This is a genomic window from Propionivibrio soli, assembly GCF_025770765.1.
GTDB classification, from domain to species: Bacteria; Pseudomonadota; Gammaproteobacteria; order Burkholderiales; family Rhodocyclaceae; genus Propionivibrio; species Propionivibrio soli.
Genome location: NZ_JANZKY010000001.1, coordinates 242052 through 259583 on the forward strand (window position 1 = coordinate 242052; position 17532 = coordinate 259583).

A 17532-nucleotide genomic window follows, 5' to 3' on the forward strand; every position below is an offset into this window, starting at 1 on the left:
CGCTACCCACTCGGAGGCGGCCGGGTAGCCGCAGCCACCGAAGCTTGAACCGTGAATCCGTGACTACGGGCGATTCCAACGCCCACTTGTGGAGAAAACCGATGAAAGTGATTTACCTTCCCCTGCTCCTCGCCGCTGGCGTCCTGATTTCGGGCGCGGCTCAAGCCGACGAGGCTTTGGCGAAAGCGAAGAATTGTTTCGCCTGCCATACGGTCGACAAGAAACTCGTCGGCCCGGCCTACAAGGATGTCGCCAAACGCTACGCGGGGCAGAAAGGCATCGAAGCGACGTTGGCAGAAAAAGTAATGAAGGGCGGCAAGGGCAACTGGACCAAGGAACTGGGAGCTGAGATTCCGATGCCGCCCAATCCTCAAGTCAAGCCGGACGAGGCGACCAAGCTCGTCAAATGGATTCTCAGTTTGAAGTAAGCGTTCTCCAGTTTTCGTCCCTCCATAGCGGCCGCGCAGCGCTTTACGCGTTTGCGCGGCCGCGTCACCAAAAGGGTGCGTTGCGTCCGGCAGCGCACCAATCGGCGGCCGAAATGATTGTGTTAATTCGGAGCGCCCAACCGCGATTCGATCGTTTGTCGTTCGCTCTCGCGCAGTTCTCGCAACCCGGCTTGCCCCTCACGGCGGCATGGCTTTCAGGCCAACGTCGGTAACTCTCCGATCTTTTTCCCGACGTTGTTGTCCGAGGCGTGGCATGGAGCATGCTTTTACCGCTCTGTTGCCCGCTCTTTGCCATTCAGTTTGCTGTCAGTTTTCTATCCATCATAACGACAGCTAAAGAGCACAGACTTCATTAACCACGTTCGACGAAACCAGCCCGGAGGTAACGCTATGCAGGATTCACGCATTTCCACCCTGACGCTCGCCGTGTTCGCAGCCTTGGCTGTGGTCGGTTGCAGCCAGAAAGAGGAACCGAAACCCCAGGCCGCCGCCCCGGCCGCTCCTGCCGCAGCACCTGCGGCCCCTGCTGCACCTGCCCCCGCGCCCGAAGTTGTTGTCAAGCTCGGGCACGTGGCGCCGCTGACCGGACCGCAAGCACACTTGGGCAAGGACAACGAGAACGCCGCACGCATGGCGGTGGAGGAACTCAACGCCAAGGGTCTGGAAATCGGTGGCGCCAAAGTGAAGCTCGAACTGGTTCCCGAAGACGACCAAGCCGACCCGAAACAGGGAACGATCGTCGCCCAGAAACTGGTCGACGCAAAGGTCAATGGCGTCGTCGGCCACTTGAATTCCGGCACCACGATCCCCGCATCCAAGATTTATTCCGATGCCGGCATCCCGCAGATTTCCGGCTCGGCGACCAATCCGAAATACACGCAACAAGGGTTTGCGACGACCTTCCGCGTGATGGCCAACGACGTTCAGCAAGGCAAAGTCCTCGGTGAATATGCCGCCAGGCAACTCGCCGGGAAGAACGTGGCGATCATCGACGATCGTACGGCATACGGCCAAGGTCTCGCCGACGAGTTCGAGAAAGGCGCCACAGCAGTCGGCGCAAAGATCGCCACGCGCGAATTCACGACTGACAAGGCGACCGATTTCGCCGCCATCCTGACCAAGATCAAGTCGAAGAAGGTTGACGTGATCTTTTACGGCGGCATGGACGCGCAAGGCGGCCCGATGACCAAGCAGATGAAGTCGCTCGGCATCAAGGCCAAGTTCCTCACCGGCGATGGCGGCTGTACCCCCGAGTACATCAAGCTCGCGGGCGATGCCAGCGAAGGTCAGTATTGCTCGCTGCCCGGCGTTCCGCTCGACCAGATGCCGGGAGGCAAGGCGTTCAACGACGCGTTCTCGGCGAAGTATGGCCAGATCCAGCTTTACGCACCGTACGTGTATGACGCCGTGATGGTCATGGTGGACTCCATGAAGCGTGCGAACTCGGTTGAGCCGGCGAAGTACCTCCCTGAGATCGGCAAGACCGACTACCAGGGTGTCACGGCCAAGATCCAGTTCGACGAGAAGGGCGATCTGAAGGGCGGCGCGATTTCGCTGTACCAGGTCAAGGACGGGAAGTGGGAGTACCGAGAAACGATCGGCGGTGCGCCGGCCGCTCCTGCGGACGCCCCCAAGGCTGAAGGCGAACAGAAGAAGTAACGCCCGGCCGTTCGCCAACGGGACGGCTCCCTTACGGAGCCGTCCTCCCGAAGCTCTCTTTTCTGTTTCCCTTTTCTGTTTGGGGTAACCCAAAGCAATGGACATCTTCATCCAACAGATCATCAACGGCCTGGTGCTCGGCAGCATCTACGCGCTCGTCGCCCTCGGCTACACGATGGTTTACGGCATCATGGGTCTGATCAACTTCGCCCACGGCGAAGTGGTCATGATCGGCGCCATGGTGGCCTTGTTCGTCATCAAGGCGCTGCCCGGGTTACCCGCCATCGTGCTGGTACCGCTCGCGCTCGTCTGCGCAGCCATCGTGTGCATGACGATCGGCTTCGCCATCGAACGTATCGCTTACCGACCGCTGCGTCGGGCGCCCAAGCTGGCACCGCTGATCACCGCCATCGGCGTTTCGATCATCCTGCAGAACCTGGCCATGCTCATCTGGGGCCGCAACTATCACGCCTTTCCGCCGATCCTCCCCTCCGGAGAACACGACGTGTTCGGCGCCACGATCACCAGCCTGCAAATCGTCATCATTGTCGTCGCCGGGCTCATGATGGGCGGGCTGACATTGCTCATCCGGCGCACACGGCTGGGGCGGGCCATGCGCGCCACATCGGAGAACCCGCCGATCGCGCAGCTGATGGGGGTAAACATTAACCAGATCATCTCCGCCACCTTCGTCATCGGTTCGGCGCTCGCTGCCGTGGCCGGACTGATGGTCAGCGCCAACTACTCGATCGCGCACTATTACATGGGCTTCATGCTCGGTCTGAAAGCTTTCACCGCCGCCGTCCTCGGCGGTATCGGCAATCTCGCCGGCGCGATGCTCGGCGGCCTCCTGCTCGGTGTCATCGAATCGCTCGGCGCCGGTTATATCGGCGACCTGACCGGCGGCTTCCTAGGTAGCCACTATCAGGACATCTTTGCCTTCTTCGTCCTGATCGGTGTGCTTATCTTCCGGCCGTCGGGACTGATCGGCGAACGCGTCGCGGAGCGTGCGTGATGGCGGCGCTGACATTCGACTCCTTGCGCCACGACCGCCGCACGGCCATCGCGGCGGCCGTTGGCATCGGCATCGTGCTCGCCGTCTTTCCGTTCATCGTCGGCACCACGCTCGGCAACTCGTGGCTGCGCATTCTCGATTTCGCCCTGCTCTACATCATGCTGGCGCTCGGCTTGAACATCGTCGTCGGTTTCGCCGGGCTGCTCGACATGGGCTACATCGCCTTCTACGCCGTCGGCGCCTACCTCTACGCGCTCCTCGCGAGCCCGCACTTCGGGTTGCATTTACCCGTCTGGGCCATCATTCCGCTCGGCGCCGTGCTGGCCGGAATCGCCGGCGCCCTGCTCGGCGCACCGACGTTGCGTTTGCGCGGCGACTACCTGGCGATCGTGACGCTCGGCTTCGGCGAGATCGTGCGCATCTTCATGAACAACCTCAACGCACCGATCAATATCACCAACGGTCCGCAGGGCATCTCGAGCATCGACCCGATCCACCTCGGCGGCATCACGCTGGCCAAGCCGCTGACGGTCGCCGGCATCACGGTACCGTCGTTGCACGCCTATTACTACCTGTTCCTGGCGCTCGCTCTGCTGATCATTTTCGTCTCGCTACGCCTTGAGGATTCGCGCATCGGCCGCGCCTGGGTCGCCATCCGCGAAGACGAGATCGCGGCCAAGGCATGCGGCATCAACACACGTAACATCAAGCTGCTGGCCTTCACGATGGGCGCGAGTTTCGGCGGCGTCGCCGGCGGGTTGTTCGCGGGCTTTCAGGGCTTCGTCAGTCCGGAGTCGTTCAACTTGATGGAATCGGTGATGGTGCTGTGCATGGTCGTCCTCGGCGGCATGGGCCACATCCCTGGCGTCATCCTTGGCGGCGTCATGCTCACCATCCTGCCTGAGTTCTTCCGGCACAGCGCCGGGCCAATGCAGTTGGCGGTTTTCGGTAAGATCATCCTCGACCCGGAAGCCTTGCGCATGTTGCTTTTCGGCCTGGCGCTCGTCGCCGTCATGCTCTATCGGCCAGCTGGACTATGGCCCTCGACGATACGGCGGCGCGAGTTCCGGAATGGATCGACGGCTGACGTTCTTAAGGAGGGCGAATGAAGCCTGTCCTCCTTTTGGCCAACGCCATCGCCAAGCGCTTCGGCGGGGTCAAGGCATTGAATGGTGTCTCCCTCACCATCCATGAAGGTGAAATCTATGGTCTGATCGGACCCAATGGTGCCGGCAAGACGACCTTCTTCAATGTGCTCACCGGCCTCTATCACCCCGACGGAGGGGAACTGCTGTTCGAGGGCCACAAGTTGAAAGCCAGCACGCCGCACGTGGCGACACAGCGCGGTATCGCGCGCACTTTCCAGAACATACGCCTCTTCGGGAACATGACGGCGATCGAGAACGTCATGGTCGGACGCCACGCGCGCACGCGGGCCGGTGTGTTCGGCGGGGTGTTGCGCACGGCGCGTACGCGCGCCGAGGAAGCGGCGATCCACGATCGTGCCGAAGAACTGCTGCATTACGTCGGCGTCGCCCACCGCGCCAACGACATGGCCAAACACCTGTCATACGGCGACCAGCGCCGCCTCGAGATCGCGCGTGCACTGGCCACCGAACCGAAGCTGCTGGCGCTCGACGAACCGGCGGCGGGTATGAACGGGACCGAAACGGAAAGCCTGCGCCGTCTGATCGAGAGCATCCGCGCCGACGGAACGACCGTGCTGCTGATCGAACACGACGTGAAGCTCGTGATGGGCCTGTGCGACCGGGTTGCGGTCCTCGATTACGGCGAAAAGATCTGTGAAGACGTCCCGGCCGCCGTACAGAAAGATCCGAAAGTCATCGAAGCCTATCTGGGAGGCAGCCTTGCTTGAAGTAACCAAGCTCAGCGTGGCCTACGGCGGCATTCAGGCGGTACGCAACGTATCCTTCCGTGTCGAGCAAGGCGAGATGGTCGCTCTGATCGGTGCCAACGGAGCGGGCAAGACGAGCACGCTGAAAGCGCTCGCCCGCTTGCTCACGGCGGCAAGCGGCAGCGTCCGCTACTGCGGCCAGGAGATTTCAGCTCTCGAGCCGCATCGGCTTGTATCGCAGGGAATCGCGCTCGTGCCTGAAGGTCGTGGCGTATTTCCGCGCATGTCGATCGTCGAGAACCTGCTCATGGGCGCGTATTCGCGCTTCGATAAACCGGCCATCGTGGCGGATACCGAGCATGTGTTCTCGCTGTTCCCCCGCCTTAAGGAACGGGCGCAGCAGCTTGCCGGCACGCTGTCGGGCGGCGAGCAGCAAATGCTGGCGATCGGCCGCGCGCTGATGAGCCGACCGAAGCTGCTGCTGCTCGACGAACCGTCGATGGGTCTCGCTCCGCTGATGGTGCAACGCATTTTCGAGGTCATCCGCAAGGTAGCGGACGAAGGGATGACGGTTTTGCTTGTTGAGCAGAACGCCAAGCTAGCGCTGGAAGTGAGCCAGCGCGGTTACGTCATGGAAAGCGGCGAAATCACGCTGACCGACGAGGCAGAGAAGTTGCTCGCCAACCCGAAGGTACGCGCCGCCTATCTCGGCGAATAGTGCTGCCGACGACGACTGCGCGGTGGCTAAGAAGACGCCGCGCAGCGGGCTGCTAGAGCTCCATCGTCTCCGCAAACGCCAGCGCCTGCATCTGGGCACGGTTGAACTGCTCGGCCGACAAGCCGAGCATGCCCGCCTGTTCGGCGATCGCCGCGCCGTCCTCGCCTTCGCTGACTCTTGCGAGGTCGAGGAAGGGGCCATAGATACCGCCGCGATCGAGCAACGCGTCGCTGATCGCTTCTGGCAGACTCATCGATTCAAGCGCCTTCTCCATCGTCACGCCAAGCAATGCGTCCAGCATGGAAAAAGCGCCGGTGATGAACAGGTTGTCGTATTCCTGGCGATCGACGAGGCCATGCCCCAAAAGCTCCATCAGGCGAGCCCGTGTGAGCGCCGTATGCATCAGCGCCGGCGCCATCGGGTCCTTGCTTGCCGTCGCCAGCAGTAACGACAGCCATTTATGAAGCTTGTCGTAGCCAAGGATCGTCACTGCGTGGCGGAACGACTGGATCTCACACGATAGCCCGAAGCCCGCCGAGTTGATGTAGCGCAACAACTTGTACGAGAGCGCCACGTCCTGCTTGAGCGCGGCTTCGATATCCCGCACCTCGGCATTTTTGCGCACTAAATTGAGGACGCGAATGATCTGCGCCTGCGCCGGATTCAGAGCTTTTGCCGGCGCCTGTGTCGGGCGCTTGAAGAACCAGCTCGCCGCTGCATTGACGCCGGCATCGAGGCAGGCCTGAAAACCCGCCGCATCGAAAACGTTCGTCGCCACGCCGATTCCGTAGGGCTGCGTCTGCGTCGCCAGCACCTTGAGTTGCGCGGCGGAATAACGCTGGGCGTCGAAGGCGATGAAACGGAATGGAATCCGCGTCATCAACGCTTCCTTGGCCTGCGCGTCAAAGACGAGGCACAGCGAGGGTTGCGCCGCCCTCAGCGCCTCGACAAGCGCGGGCGCTTCCGGGCCGGCAAGTGCCGCGGCCTGGACTTCGAGCGTCGCGTTTTCCGGCGCCTGCCAGGCCACGAAATCCGCGTCACAGGGCGTTTTACCGCAATTGACGAAGACGAGTTTCTCGCCCTTTGGCCAGTCCTCCGCCAAGGCCTCGAGCGCGCCAACGGCGTCGCGAGTCGTTGCGCCGGCGGGCAGATGAAGCGTCAGGCGGGTAGCGATGATCTTGCTCTGGCGATTGACCAGGGGTTGTCGGGAAACGAAGACTTCAGGCATGGCGGTCAGTCTGACAAATTGTTCTCTGCACCCGACGAATCAGCGGGCGCGTCGTTGGCAAAAACGAAGGAATCGGCGAAGAACTCTTCTTCGGGCAAATGACATTGTGCGACAAAATCGCGCCGCGCGGCGTTAACCATCGCTGGCGAGCCGCAAACATAGGCCTGGAATCCCGACAGGTCGGGGTAGTCGTGCATCGCGGCCTCATGCACCAAGCCGCAGCGGCCAACCCACACGGTATCGTCTTCGGCGTCGGAAAGAACGGGAACGAAACGGACTTGAGCATGATGGTTCTGCCATGCCTCGGCGACGTCGAGCTGATAGAGATCGACCCGCGTCCGGCCGCCCCAGTAGATGGACATAGGCCTTGCGCAATCCTCGGCGAGCGCGTGTTCGACAATCGCCTTGATCGGCGCAAACCCCGTACCGCCGGCGACAAGGAGCATCGGTTTCGTCGACTCCTCGCGCAGGTAGAAGATACCGTGCGGACCGCGGATGCGCACGACATCGCGCTCCTTCATGGTCGCAAAGACGCGGTCGGTGAACAATCCGCCCGGCACATGGCGAACATGAAGTTGCAGACAGTCGTCGTTTTCGGGCGGATTGGCCAGCGAGAAGGCACGTCGGCGGCCGCCGGGCAAGAGAATGTCGATGTATTGACCGGCCAGGAATTGCAGGCGCACGTTCGGCGGCAATTTGAGGTCGACGATCATGACGTCCGGAGCTGCCCGCGTCAGCTTTTGTACTCGGGCGGGCAGTGTCTTGGGGACCACTTCGCCAGCCGTGCGGACTTCACGGCTCTCGATGACGAGATCGGTGTGCGGCTTGGCGCAACAGAACAGAGCTTTGCCCGCGTCGCGATCGGCAACGGTTAGCACCTCCGCTTGCGCTCGACCGTGGTCGACGTCGCCCGAGACAATCCGCCCACGGCACGTGCCGCAACCGCCATCCCGGCAACCGTAGGGGAGCACCACGCCATGGCGCAGGGCGGCATCGAGGATCGTTTCGCCGGCCTCCGCCTCGAAGGCGTGTCCGCTCGGCTGCACGACGATCCTGAAACCCATGAAACCTCCCCAGGAGGTGAATCCAGTAAAATTGCGCGGTGAAAAAACTGCAAAACCTGCTGATTGTCGGTGCTGGCGACGTGGCACGCCGCACGCTGCCGATGCTGATCGGCCGCTACCGCCTCTTCGCCGTATTGCGCGATCCCGCCCAGCGGGCTTTTTGGCGCGAACATGGCGTCCACCCGATTCTTGCCGACCTCGACCAGCCGCACGACCTTCGTCGCTTGGCAGGGCTAGCCGACGTCGTGCTTCATTTCGCTCCGCCCCCAGCCCATGGCGCTCGCGACACGCGCACGCGGCGCCTCCTGGCGGCCCTAGCCTGCGGGAAAAGTCTACCACAGCGACTTGTGTACGTTAGTACGAGCGGAGTTTACGGAGACTGCGGCGGCGCACGAGTGACCGAGTCCCGCCCTCTCCGACCCCGCACACAACGGGCGCAGCGGCGTGCCGACGCGGAGCGGGAGTTGCGCCGGTTTGGGCGGCGCTGCGGCACCTGCGTGAGCATCTTGCGCGCGCCGGGAATCTATGCGGCGGAGCGGTTGCCGGTCGATCGCTTGCGCAACGGGATCGAGGCCCTGCGCGCCGAAGATGACGTATTCACCAATCACATCCACGCCGACGACCTTGCTGCAGCAACCTGCGCCGCCTTGCGCTACGGGCGTCCCAATCGTTGCTACAACGCGAGCGACGACTCGGCCTTGAAGATGACGGACTACTTCGATCTCGTTGCCGACCGTTTCGGCCTACCGCGGCCACCGAGGATCACGCGCGCCGAAGCCGAGGTACGCCTGCCGGCGACGCAGCTCTCGTTCATGAGCGAGTCGCGGCGCCTTGACAACCAGCGCCTCAAGTCGGAACTGCGGGTTCGGTTGCGCTACCCGACCGTGGCCGATGGCGTAGACGCCGCTGTCCGGGTAGCGAGTCGGTAATCGTCCGTCAGCGCTTACAATGACAACGTGCCGTAACGCGCCTGCGCTGGCTGCATTGTTCATTGCGCTATGCCGCGGCGCATCGCTTCTAGCTGCCCGCCACGTGCTCAACCGGGCACGCGGGACAGTAGCCGCCCTCTTGATTTGATTCGTTAGGAAACATCTTGGAAAAATTCTTCGCCACCTGCCCGCGCGGACTCGAGCCGCTGCTCGTTGAAGATCTCATTGCCGCTGGCGCGAAGGAGACGACGGCGGTCCCCGGTGGCGCCCACTTCGTTGCCGACTGGCGCGCCTGCTACACGTCCAATCTGCATTCCCGGATCGCCACGCGCATTCTCTGGCGCGTCGCCCACGGCCGCTACCTCAAGGAAGACGACATCTACAAGCTGGCGCTCGATACGCCATGGCCGAAGTGGTTCGGCGCCAGCGGCACGATCCGCGTGGACGTCACCGCCGTCAAGAGCCCGCTGAAGAGCCTCGAGTTCATCACCCTGCGCATCAAAGACGCCGTCTGCGACCGCTTTCGCGCCGACACCGGCAAGCGCCCGAGCGTAGATACGCGCGAGCCGGACGTACGGGTACACGGCTTCCTCACCGGTAACGAGTGCACGCTTTACATCGACACGTCAGGCGCGCCGCTCTATCAGCGCGGCCTGCGGCAAAAGACCGTCGAAGCGCCGCTCAAGGAGAACCTCGCCGCCGGCATCCTGCGCCTCAGCGGCTGGACGCCCGGCACGCCGCTGCTTGACCCAATGTGCGGCAGCGGCACCTTCCTCGTCGAAGCCGCCCAGATCGCGCTCAATATCGCCCCCGGCGCGGGTGGCCGCGCCTTCGGTTTTCAACGCCTGCGCAATTTCGATCTCGCGCTTTGGAAGGCGCTGCTCGACGATGCACAGGAAGCCGAGAAGCCGGCGGCCGACGCGCAGATTTTCGGTAGCGACGTATCCCCGGTCGCCGTGCGTGCCGCGTTAGCCAACCTCGACCGCGCCGGACTGCTGCCGGCGGTGACCCTGGGCTCGGGCGACATTCTGAATCTCCACGCGCCAGCCCCAAGCGGCGTCATGGTAGCTAACCCTCCGTACGGCGAGCGGTTGTCCGAACAGGAGGAACTCGCGGCGTTCTACCCTTCGCTCGGCTCGGCGCTGAAGCGCAACTTTGCCGGCTGGAACTGCTACCTGCTGACGGCGGACCTGCGCATGCCGAAACTCATGCGCCTTGCGCCAAGCAAGAAGACGCCACTCTTCAACGGGGCCATCGAGTGCCGGCTGTTCGAATTCAAGATGGTCGCCGGCAGCAACCGCGACGCCTAGCCGCTGTGACGCGGAGCGCGGCGCCTCAACGCGGCGCGCTCAGGCGCACCAGCCGGTCATTGCCCGACTCGGCGCCCCACACCTCGCCGCGCCGCCCAAGCAACTGGCGCACCGTCGCGCCGGTTCGATCAGACGGGTAGCTCTCGATTTTCTCGGTTTCCGGGTCGAAGCGGACAATCGCGTTACTGCTCCACTCGGTAAGCCAAACCTTGTCGCGTTCGTCCACCCAAACCGCGTAGGCCCGCGCATCACCTGGCAGCTTCCACTCGCGCCACGAGTCGGCGGCGGGGTCGTAGCGGCCGACATGCCCGGTCGTCCAGTAACTCACCCAGATATTGCCGCGAGAATCCGACCACACCCGCCGTGAGCCTTGATCCTTGGTCGGCGGCTCGATGACGGTCGCCTCACCGCTCTCGGTATCGATGCGGGCAATGTGGCTGCCGGCGAGCGACGCGTAGTAGATATGCCCATCGGGCGTCGCCGTGATGCCGTACGGGCCGCGACCCCGCGGCGCCTTCCAGACCTTTAGATCGCCGGTTTCCGGCACCAATCGTCCGTAATATCCAGCCTGGCCCGTAAACCACAAGCGGCCTTGTTTGTCGAAGGCGGCTGTATTGAGGTTAGCGTTAGGGGCGTCGGCGGGCAGAGCCCAGGTACGCAACGCCCGGGTTTTCGGATCGTAGCGAACGATCGCATTCAGCCCGCCGTCGGTAATCCAGGCAGCGCCGTCCTTGCCGACGATCACCCCGTGTGGAGCAGAACCGGCGCCGAGGTGGATTTCCTCAATCCGTCCACTTCGTGGATCGAGCATCCCGAGCCGGCCCGTACTCTGCGCCGTGTAATACACGGGACCGTCGACGGTCGGTACGGCGGCCACATCGTGAGGATGCGATCCTGCAGGTACGTCGAAATAGCGCGTGGAAAACGATGCAGCATGTACCGAAGCGACAAATAGCATCAGCCCCCCGAAGAAGAGCAATGGCGCGGCGAACCGGTGCCTCGGAGAGACAGCGACTGGTCTGTTGGTCGGTCTGACCTCGGCACCGTGCCGGATCAATGAGCCGAAAGCCGCGACGCGCCGCGATCCGAAGCCCCGAGTTTCCATGCTGATCTCCCGCTACGAAAAACCCGACAAGCCGCGCCCGCACGCCTTGTCGCCGCAGATATTCGCTGGTATTCGATTAACGGCGGCGTAGCGGAGTTCCGACAGGAGATAACCGGGGACGGAGAAGGGATCACCGCTCATCCCTTTTGGGACGAACCGATTCGCGGCGCAAGTGACGACGGATCGGTAGGCCGCGATGTGATCACCCCACGAATGGGCGTGGCCTCAAAAGGCGGCCATCCCCTAGCTTCTACCGGTTCGTCAGCCGCCCTCGTCGGCGTTGCGGGAGCCGTCGACATGACCGTGATCGAGTTCGATCGCGGCCGACAGGTTGGATTTCACCGTTTGCAGAATGTCGGTGAGGAACTCCTGTTGTTCGGCCGACAGGCCATGCAGCATTTCTTCGCGCGAGTGCAGGATCACTCGCTCGACTTCAACGAGCAGCTCTCTGGCCCGGTCCGTCAGGTGAATGCTCCACAATCGGCGGTCTCCGGGAATGGGCCGCCGTTCGATCCAGCCACTCTTCTCGACTTGATCGATCAGCCGCCCAGCGGTCGATTTCTCGACTTCCAGTTCGCTGGAGATCTGCGACTGAGAAAGCCCTTCATGGTTGGAAAGGATGGCCAGGATCGACCACTGCGCCCGCGACAGCCCCAACGGCTGCAGGCGTCGGTCGATCAACTTGCGCAGCAGCCGGGCTGTGTCGGTGAGAAGGAATCCGGCGCCGCGGTGCGAATCGTGAATCAGCATCGATAGGTCCTTTTTTTGGAGGGGAATGATAGGGCCCAGCCCGCACGAACACCAGAGCGGAGATTCACTGACCGTCTTCTATAGTTGCATTGCTTACTATTGCATTTCATATGTTATGCTAGCACACCGTGAACGTTCGAACTGTCGAGCTCCGGAAACATGCCGACCGCCAAGAAGCGGTGGCTCAACGTCCCGACGCGTCCATTTCGAACGCCTGTTTTGTTCATCACCCAGGAGTGAGCATCATGAGCAAAGTGGACGTGGGCTTTCGCATCCCCTTGTCCGTTCAGGAGATTCTCGCGGCGTGCCCGAAGTACACGGCGGCCTCGAACTGGCAGCAGTTGTACGAACTCGCGACGCGGGACGCGGTGGACGGCGTGCATGAAGTGGCCTATGAGGTCCCCGGTCGCGGTCGCGTGGTGGAGGCTACGGTTTGCCGGGTCAAGAACGGCGTCGCGGCCAACTACGTCGAGCCGTACATGCGGCGTCGCGACCCGGATTGCATGCTGATCGCCGACGGTCAGCCCACGGACAAGGCGCGTTTCGAGGACGAGTACGGCGAACCCTTCGAGTCCCTTCGCGCAGAAACTTTTGCATGGCTCAAGACCCAGGAGCTGGCACTCTTTCCGTTTATCGCTGGAGCACCGGGCATGGGGGCCGATGCGCTCGTCGTTGCGCCAGCCAATGCCGGCTTCTTCGCGCTCGGGCTGGCTCTTTTACAGGGCATTCTGGACGAAAACGCGCTTCCCGCCGAGTTCGACCCGAAGGCCGTGATTTTTGTCGCCCCGCCCTTCCGGCACACGCACTTCGGCGGCAAGCAGATGGTCGTGCATAACCGCCGCCCCGGACGACACGAACTGTTCAGCTACAACCTCTACCCCGGTCCAAGCGCGAAGAAGGGCATCTACGGCGTGCTGCTCACGTTGGGCGAACGGGAAGACTGGCTGACCGCGCATTGTTCGGCGGTACAGGTAATTACCCCGTACGCCAACAAGCTGTGCATTATGCACGAAGGCGCAAGCGGCGGCGGCAAGAGCGAACTACTCGAGCAGGTGCACCGCCAGGGCGACGGCGGTTTGCTGCTCGGCGTCAACACGCTCTCGGGAGAGCGTCGCACGCTCGTTCTGCCGCACAACTGCGAACTGCGGCCGGTCACCGACGACATGGCGCTCTGCCATCCCTCGCTGGCGAAGAACGATGGCCGCCTCGCGCTGATGGACGCCGAAAATGGCTGGTTCGTGCGCGTGAATCACATTACGCAATACGGCACCGACCCCAACCTGGAACGGATGACGATCCACCCGACGGAGCCGCTGCTCTTCCTCAATATCGATGCCAAACCCGGTAGCACGGCCCTGATCTGGGAACATATCGAAGACGAACCCGGAAACCCCTGCCCGAACCCGCGTGTCGTCATTCCGCGCAAGGCGGTACCCGGCATCCATCAGGGTGCCGTCAACGTGGACGTGCGCAGCTTCGGCGTGCGGTGCCCGCCTTGCACTTCGGAAAACCCGACCTACGGGATCATTGGCTTGTTCCATCTGCTGCCGCCGGCACTCGCCTGGTTGTGGCGCCTGGTAGCCCCGCGCGGACACGCCAATCCGAGCATTGTCAGCGCCGAAGGCATGAGCTCGGAGGGCGTCGGTTCCTACTGGCCATTCGCCACCGGGCGCATGGTTGACCAGGCCAATCTGCTGCTGCGCCAAATCGTCGATACGCCGCGGGTGAAGTACATCCTGACGCCTAACCAGCACGTCGGTGTTTGGGAAACCGGGTTCATGCCTCAATGGATCGCCCGGGAATATTTGGCCCGCCGCGGCGGCGCCAAATTCACTCCGGATCAGGTGGTCGCCTCACGCTGCCCGTTGCTCGGTTTCGCGCTCGAGAGCGTAGTCATCGAAGGACAAACGATTCCCGGCATCCTCTTACGCGTGGAGAAGCAACGGGAAGTCGGCACCGTCGGCTATGACGCCGGCGCGGACATCCTCACCGAGTTTTTCCATCGCGAACTCGCGCAGTATCTCGACGCCGATCTGGAACCCCTGGGTCGCCGGATAATCGAATGCTGCCTGGAGAACGGTTCGGTCGACGACTACAGCGCGTTGCTTCCGCACAAGGTGTTGGTCGACGAAGACTAACCCTCCTAGCCCTGACTCCAACTCCAACGCCGGCTCCAAGTTACCCCCACGGCCGCAGAGGCTTCCGTTACCGAAGGACGGCGATAACGGAGGTCGCCGCGGCCGTGTTTTTCTTCCGTTTCAAGACGCCTTGCCGCACCTTCGTGGTCGCGGGCGCCAAGGCCGCTCTTTCCCCCTAAGCCGCTTCCGCCGCAGAGTTGCGAGCGTCAGGACGAACTCAGCGACCTCTTCCGCGCACGCGCGCTGCGAATCCTCGCCGGTAGGCCGACGATCCAGCCACGCGCGTCGTCCACGTAGGTGAAGACCACCGGAATCACGAGCAAGCTGAGGAAGGTCGAGGTGATCAACCCGCCGATGACGACGATCGCCATCGGCGAACGGAAGCTGGGGTCGGTGCCCAAGCCGATGGCGATCGGGAACATGCCGGCGCCCATCGCCACCGTGGTCATTACGATGGGCCGCGCCCGCTTGTGGCACGCGTCGAGCAAGGCCTCCCAGCGCGTCATGCCGCGGTCGCGACGCGCCATGATTGCGTATTCGACGAGTAGGATGGAATTCTTCGTCGCCACGCCCATCAGCATGATAAGGCCGATCATCGCTGGCATCGACAGTGCCGTGTGGGTGATGAAGAGCGCGAAGATCGCTCCGGGCACGGACAGCAACAAAGCCACGAGGATGGTCACCGGCTGCACGAAGTCCTTGAACAGGAGCACGAGCACCACGTAAATGCAGAAGACGCCGGTCAGCATGGCGAGGCCGAACCCTTCGAACAGCTCGCCCATGGCCTCGGCGTCGCCGATGGCCGTTTTCGTGATGCCGGGCGGGAGGTCTTGCAGACTGGGCAGATGCGCCGCGATTTCCTCCACGGTACCGAGCGGCACGCCGTTGAGTTCGACGTCGATCGTGACATTGCGCGAGCGGTCATAACGGTCGATCTGTGCCGGGCCACCGACCAGAGAGATATCTGCGATCGTCGCCAACTGCACCGGGCCGTGACTGCCGGGTACGGTCAGGCGCGACACCACGCCGAGGTCTTCGCGTGCCTGGTCGCGCAGTTTCACGACGATCGGGATCTGCCGCTGCGAAAGGTTGAGCTTGGCGAGCGACTGGTCGTAGTCGCCAGAAGTCGCTACCCGCAACGTGTCGGCAATCGCCTCCGACGTGACGCCGAGATCGGCGGCGCGCGCAAAGTTCGGACGGATCTCGAGTTCGGGACGAACCAGGCTCGAGTTCGAGGTCACATTCCCGATGCCCGGGATGGTGCGCAGATCGCGCTCGACCTTGCGCGCCGTTTCGAGCAGCAGGCGGCCGTCATCGCCCGATATTGCCAACTGATACTTCTCCGAGCCGCCGGCAAGTCCGACGCGCACGCGAACGCCGACCAGCGCCTCAAGGCCGCTCCGGAATTCGCCTTCGATGTCCTGCTTGCTGATCCCGCGGCGCTCCTGCCGGCGCGTCAGGTTGACCGTCAACGTCGCCTTACGCACCTCGGACGCCCCCTGCGGCGCAAACGGATCGCTGCCGGAAGCGCCACCGCCGATCGTCGTGTAGATCGTCCGCACCTGGGGGCTGGCGCCTACGATGGACTCCGCCTGCTTCACCTTCTGCAACGTCTGCTCGAAGGTGCTGCCGGGCGGCAAGGTCAACGCCACTTGCGTCTGCCACAGGTCATCTGGAGGTATGAAGCCGGTAGGCAGCAACGGCGTCAGGCCGAAAAGCACACCGCAGAAGAATACGACGGCGGCGATCGACGTCTTTACCCGGTGCTTGAGGCACCACTGCGCCCAGCGCATGTAGAGGCGTTCCCAGCGCGCTTCCTCATGAGCTCGCGTGGTGGGCTTCAGCGTATAAGCCGCCATCATCGGCGTCAGCATGCGCGCGACAACGAGCGAGAAGAACACCGAAATCGCCGCCGTCCAACCGAACTGCACGAAGAATTTGCCAACGATGCCGGTCATGAACGCGGTCGGCAAGAAAACGGCGATCAGCGTGAAGGTCGTGGCGATCACCGCGAGGCCGATTTCGTCAGCCGCTTCCATGGCCGCCTGGTAGGGCGATTTGCCGCTGCGCAGATGGCGGATGATGTTCTCGATTTCGACGATCGCGTCGTCAACCAGGATACCGACAACGAGCGAGAGCGAAAGCAAGGTGACGCCGTTCACCGTGAACCCGAAGCGTTCCATGGCCCAGAACGTGGGGATGATCGACAACGGCAGCGCCGCGGCCGACACAAATGTCGCCCGCCAGTCGCGCAGGAAGAGCCAGACGACGAGCACGGCGAGCGCCGCCCCTTCGTACATCAGCGACATCGAGCCTTCGTAGTTCTCGACCACGGGATCGACGAAGTTGAATGCCTCGTCGACCTTGATGTCCGGATGCTTCTCCTTGAGCTTCTCGAGTTGTGCGCGCACGGCGTGCATCACATCGACCTCGCCCGCCCCGCGGCTGCGCACGATTTCGAAGCCGACCACGGGCTGGCCGTTGAGGAACGCGGCCGAGCGCCGTTCGGCGATCGAATCCTCGACCTTCGCCACTTGATCGAGACGGATACGTCGGCCGTCGGACAGCGGGATTTCCATGCGTCCAAGGTCGGCCGCCGTCTGCACGGTGGCGATCATGCGTACTGATTGCTCGGAACTGCCGACGTCGGTGCGCCCGCCCGACGCTTCCTGCTGCACAAGCCTCAGTTGGCGCGAGACGTCGGACGCGGTCGCGTTGAGGGCGAGCAATTGGTCCGGATCGATTTCGACGCGTACCTGCCGCGTTACGCCCCCGACGCGCGAAACGGCGCCGACGCCGCGCACGCTGAGCATCGCCTTGGCCACATCGTGGTCGACGAACCACGACAGCGACTCCTCGTCCATGCGATCCGACGCGACCGTATACGTGAGTACCGGCGTGCCCGCGATATTCGATTTGGTGATTACCGGATCGCGCAGGTCGCCGGGCAGGTCCGAGCGGATGCGCTGCACGGCATCGCGCACGTCGTCGAGCGCTTCCTGCGTATCCTTCTCGATACGGAACTCGATGGTCACGATGACCGTGCCGTCCTGGATCATCGTGTAGATGTGCTTGATTCCCTGCAACGACGCCACCGAGTTCTCGATCTTGCGCGCCACCTCGGTTTCGAGCTGCGCCGGCGCCGCGCCCGGCAACGAGGCATTGACGATGACCATCGGCAGGTCAATGTCGGGCATGTTCTGGATCTTCATGGAGCGGAAGCTCATCAGGCCGACGAGCGTCAACATCATGAACAACAACACCGCGGGAATCGGGTTGCGGATCGACCAGGCGGAAACGTTCATCGCCGCG

Annotated in this window: 14 protein-coding genes; 9 read left to right on the forward strand and 5 right to left on the reverse strand. The window is 62.9% G+C overall.

Annotated elements, in window-relative coordinates; translation table 11 throughout:
• Positions 1-101 precede the first annotated feature (101 nt).
• From NZ453_RS01090 to NZ453_RS01115, 6 genes are all read left to right on the forward strand, one after another.
• A complete protein-coding gene (locus NZ453_RS01090) occupies positions 102-428 on the forward strand; it encodes a c-type cytochrome (protein WP_263768423.1) in 327 nt (108 codons plus the stop codon).
• A 411-nt stretch (positions 429-839) separates the two neighbouring features.
• Positions 840-2108, forward strand: coding sequence for a branched-chain amino acid ABC transporter substrate-binding protein (locus NZ453_RS01095; protein ID WP_263768424.1), 1269 nt, complete (start codon positions 840-842; stop codon positions 2106-2108).
• 97 nt (positions 2109-2205) lie between these two features.
• Positions 2206-3123, forward strand: a complete 918-nt coding sequence (locus NZ453_RS01100) for a branched-chain amino acid ABC transporter permease (protein WP_263768425.1) — start codon at positions 2206-2208, stop codon at positions 3121-3123.
• Complete coding sequence (locus tag NZ453_RS01105; RefSeq protein WP_263768426.1) at positions 3123-4232, forward strand: ABC transporter permease subunit; 1110 nt, start codon at positions 3123-3125, stop codon at positions 4230-4232. The genes NZ453_RS01100 and NZ453_RS01105 overlap by 1 nt, the downstream gene beginning before the upstream one ends.
• Positions 4229-4999, forward strand: a complete 771-nt coding sequence (locus NZ453_RS01110; protein WP_263768427.1) for an ABC transporter ATP-binding protein — start codon at positions 4229-4231, stop codon at positions 4997-4999. The genes NZ453_RS01105 and NZ453_RS01110 overlap by 4 nt, the downstream gene beginning before the upstream one ends.
• A complete protein-coding gene (locus NZ453_RS01115) occupies positions 4992-5696 on the forward strand; it encodes an ABC transporter ATP-binding protein (RefSeq protein WP_263768428.1) in 705 nt (234 codons plus the stop codon). Before NZ453_RS01110 ends, NZ453_RS01115 begins: the two co-directional genes overlap by 8 nt.
• A 52-nt stretch (positions 5697-5748) precedes the next feature.
• Here NZ453_RS01115 and NZ453_RS01120 read toward each other — a convergent pair whose 3' ends face one another.
• Together NZ453_RS01120 and NZ453_RS01125 are read right to left on the reverse strand one after the other, a co-directional pair.
• Positions 5749-6924 (reverse strand): EAL and HDOD domain-containing protein, encoded by a 1176-nt coding sequence (locus tag NZ453_RS01120; protein ID WP_263768429.1) that lies wholly within the window; start codon positions 6922-6924, stop codon positions 5749-5751.
• A gap of 5 nt (positions 6925-6929) precedes the next feature.
• On the reverse strand, positions 6930-7988 hold the full coding sequence (locus NZ453_RS01125) for a CDP-6-deoxy-delta-3,4-glucoseen reductase (protein WP_263768430.1): 1059 nt from the start codon (positions 7986-7988) through the stop codon (positions 6930-6932).
• 47 nt (positions 7989-8035) lie between these two features.
• On the opposite strand from NZ453_RS01125, the gene NZ453_RS01130 reads away from it, so the two are divergent.
• Together NZ453_RS01130 and NZ453_RS01135 are read left to right on the forward strand one after the other, a co-directional pair.
• Complete coding sequence (locus tag NZ453_RS01130; RefSeq protein ID WP_263768633.1) at positions 8036-8917, forward strand: NAD-dependent epimerase/dehydratase family protein; 882 nt, start codon at positions 8036-8038, stop codon at positions 8915-8917.
• A gap of 161 nt (positions 8918-9078) precedes the next feature.
• Positions 9079-10227, forward strand: a complete 1149-nt coding sequence (locus NZ453_RS01135; RefSeq protein ID WP_263768634.1) for a THUMP domain-containing class I SAM-dependent RNA methyltransferase — start codon at positions 9079-9081, stop codon at positions 10225-10227.
• A 25-nt stretch (positions 10228-10252) separates the two neighbouring features.
• Here the strand turns inward: NZ453_RS01135 and NZ453_RS01140 are convergent, their stop codons facing one another.
• Positions 10253-11332, reverse strand: coding sequence for a Vgb family protein (locus NZ453_RS01140; RefSeq protein ID WP_263768431.1), 1080 nt, complete (start codon positions 11330-11332; stop codon positions 10253-10255).
• Positions 11333-11593: 261 nt separating this feature from the next.
• Positions 11594-12082: a MarR family winged helix-turn-helix transcriptional regulator gene (locus NZ453_RS01145; RefSeq protein WP_263768432.1), complete on the reverse strand. Its 489-nt coding sequence runs from the start codon at positions 12080-12082 to the stop codon at positions 11594-11596.
• A 245-nt stretch (positions 12083-12327) separates the two neighbouring features.
• Here NZ453_RS01145 and NZ453_RS01150 point away from each other — a divergent pair, with 245 nt between their 5' ends.
• Positions 12328-14220 (forward strand): DUF4914 family protein, encoded by a 1893-nt coding sequence (locus NZ453_RS01150; protein WP_263768433.1) that lies wholly within the window; start codon positions 12328-12330, stop codon positions 14218-14220.
• 206 nt (positions 14221-14426) lie between these two features.
• On the opposite strand, the gene NZ453_RS01155 is transcribed toward NZ453_RS01150, so the two are convergent.
• Positions 14427-17525 carry an efflux RND transporter permease subunit gene (locus NZ453_RS01155; protein ID WP_263768434.1) on the reverse strand — a complete coding sequence of 1033 codons (3099 nt, stop codon included), beginning with the start codon at positions 17523-17525 and terminating at the stop codon, positions 14427-14429.
• Positions 17526-17532: the final 7 nt, after the last annotated feature.

Bases quoted from the DNA above. Each gene is read 5' to 3' on its own strand.
- NZ453_RS01150 (WP_263768433.1), top strand. From the start codon at position 12,328: ATGAGCAAAGTGGACGTGGGCTTTCGCATCCCCTTGTCCGTTCAGGAG.
- NZ453_RS01155 (WP_263768434.1), bottom strand. From the start codon at position 17,525: ATGAACGTTTCCGCCTGGTCGATCCGCAACCCGATTCCCGCGGTGTTG.
- NZ453_RS01105 (WP_263768426.1), top strand. From the start codon at position 3,123: ATGGCGGCGCTGACATTCGACTCCTTGCGCCACGACCGCCGCACGGCC.
- NZ453_RS01110 (WP_263768427.1), top strand. From the start codon at position 4,229: ATGAAGCCTGTCCTCCTTTTGGCCAACGCCATCGCCAAGCGCTTCGGC.
- NZ453_RS01140 (WP_263768431.1), bottom strand. From the start codon at position 11,332: ATGGAAACTCGGGGCTTCGGATCGCGGCGCGTCGCGGCTTTCGGCTCA.
- NZ453_RS01100 (WP_263768425.1), top strand. From the start codon at position 2,206: ATGGACATCTTCATCCAACAGATCATCAACGGCCTGGTGCTCGGCAGC.
- NZ453_RS01125 (WP_263768430.1), bottom strand. From the start codon at position 7,988: ATGGGTTTCAGGATCGTCGTGCAGCCGAGCGGACACGCCTTCGAGGCG.
- NZ453_RS01120 (WP_263768429.1), bottom strand. From the start codon at position 6,924: ATGCCTGAAGTCTTCGTTTCCCGACAACCCCTGGTCAATCGCCAGAGC.
- NZ453_RS01145 (WP_263768432.1), bottom strand. From the start codon at position 12,082: ATGCTGATTCACGATTCGCACCGCGGCGCCGGATTCCTTCTCACCGAC.
- NZ453_RS01090 (WP_263768423.1), top strand. From the start codon at position 102: ATGAAAGTGATTTACCTTCCCCTGCTCCTCGCCGCTGGCGTCCTGATT.
- NZ453_RS01095 (WP_263768424.1), top strand. From the start codon at position 840: ATGCAGGATTCACGCATTTCCACCCTGACGCTCGCCGTGTTCGCAGCC.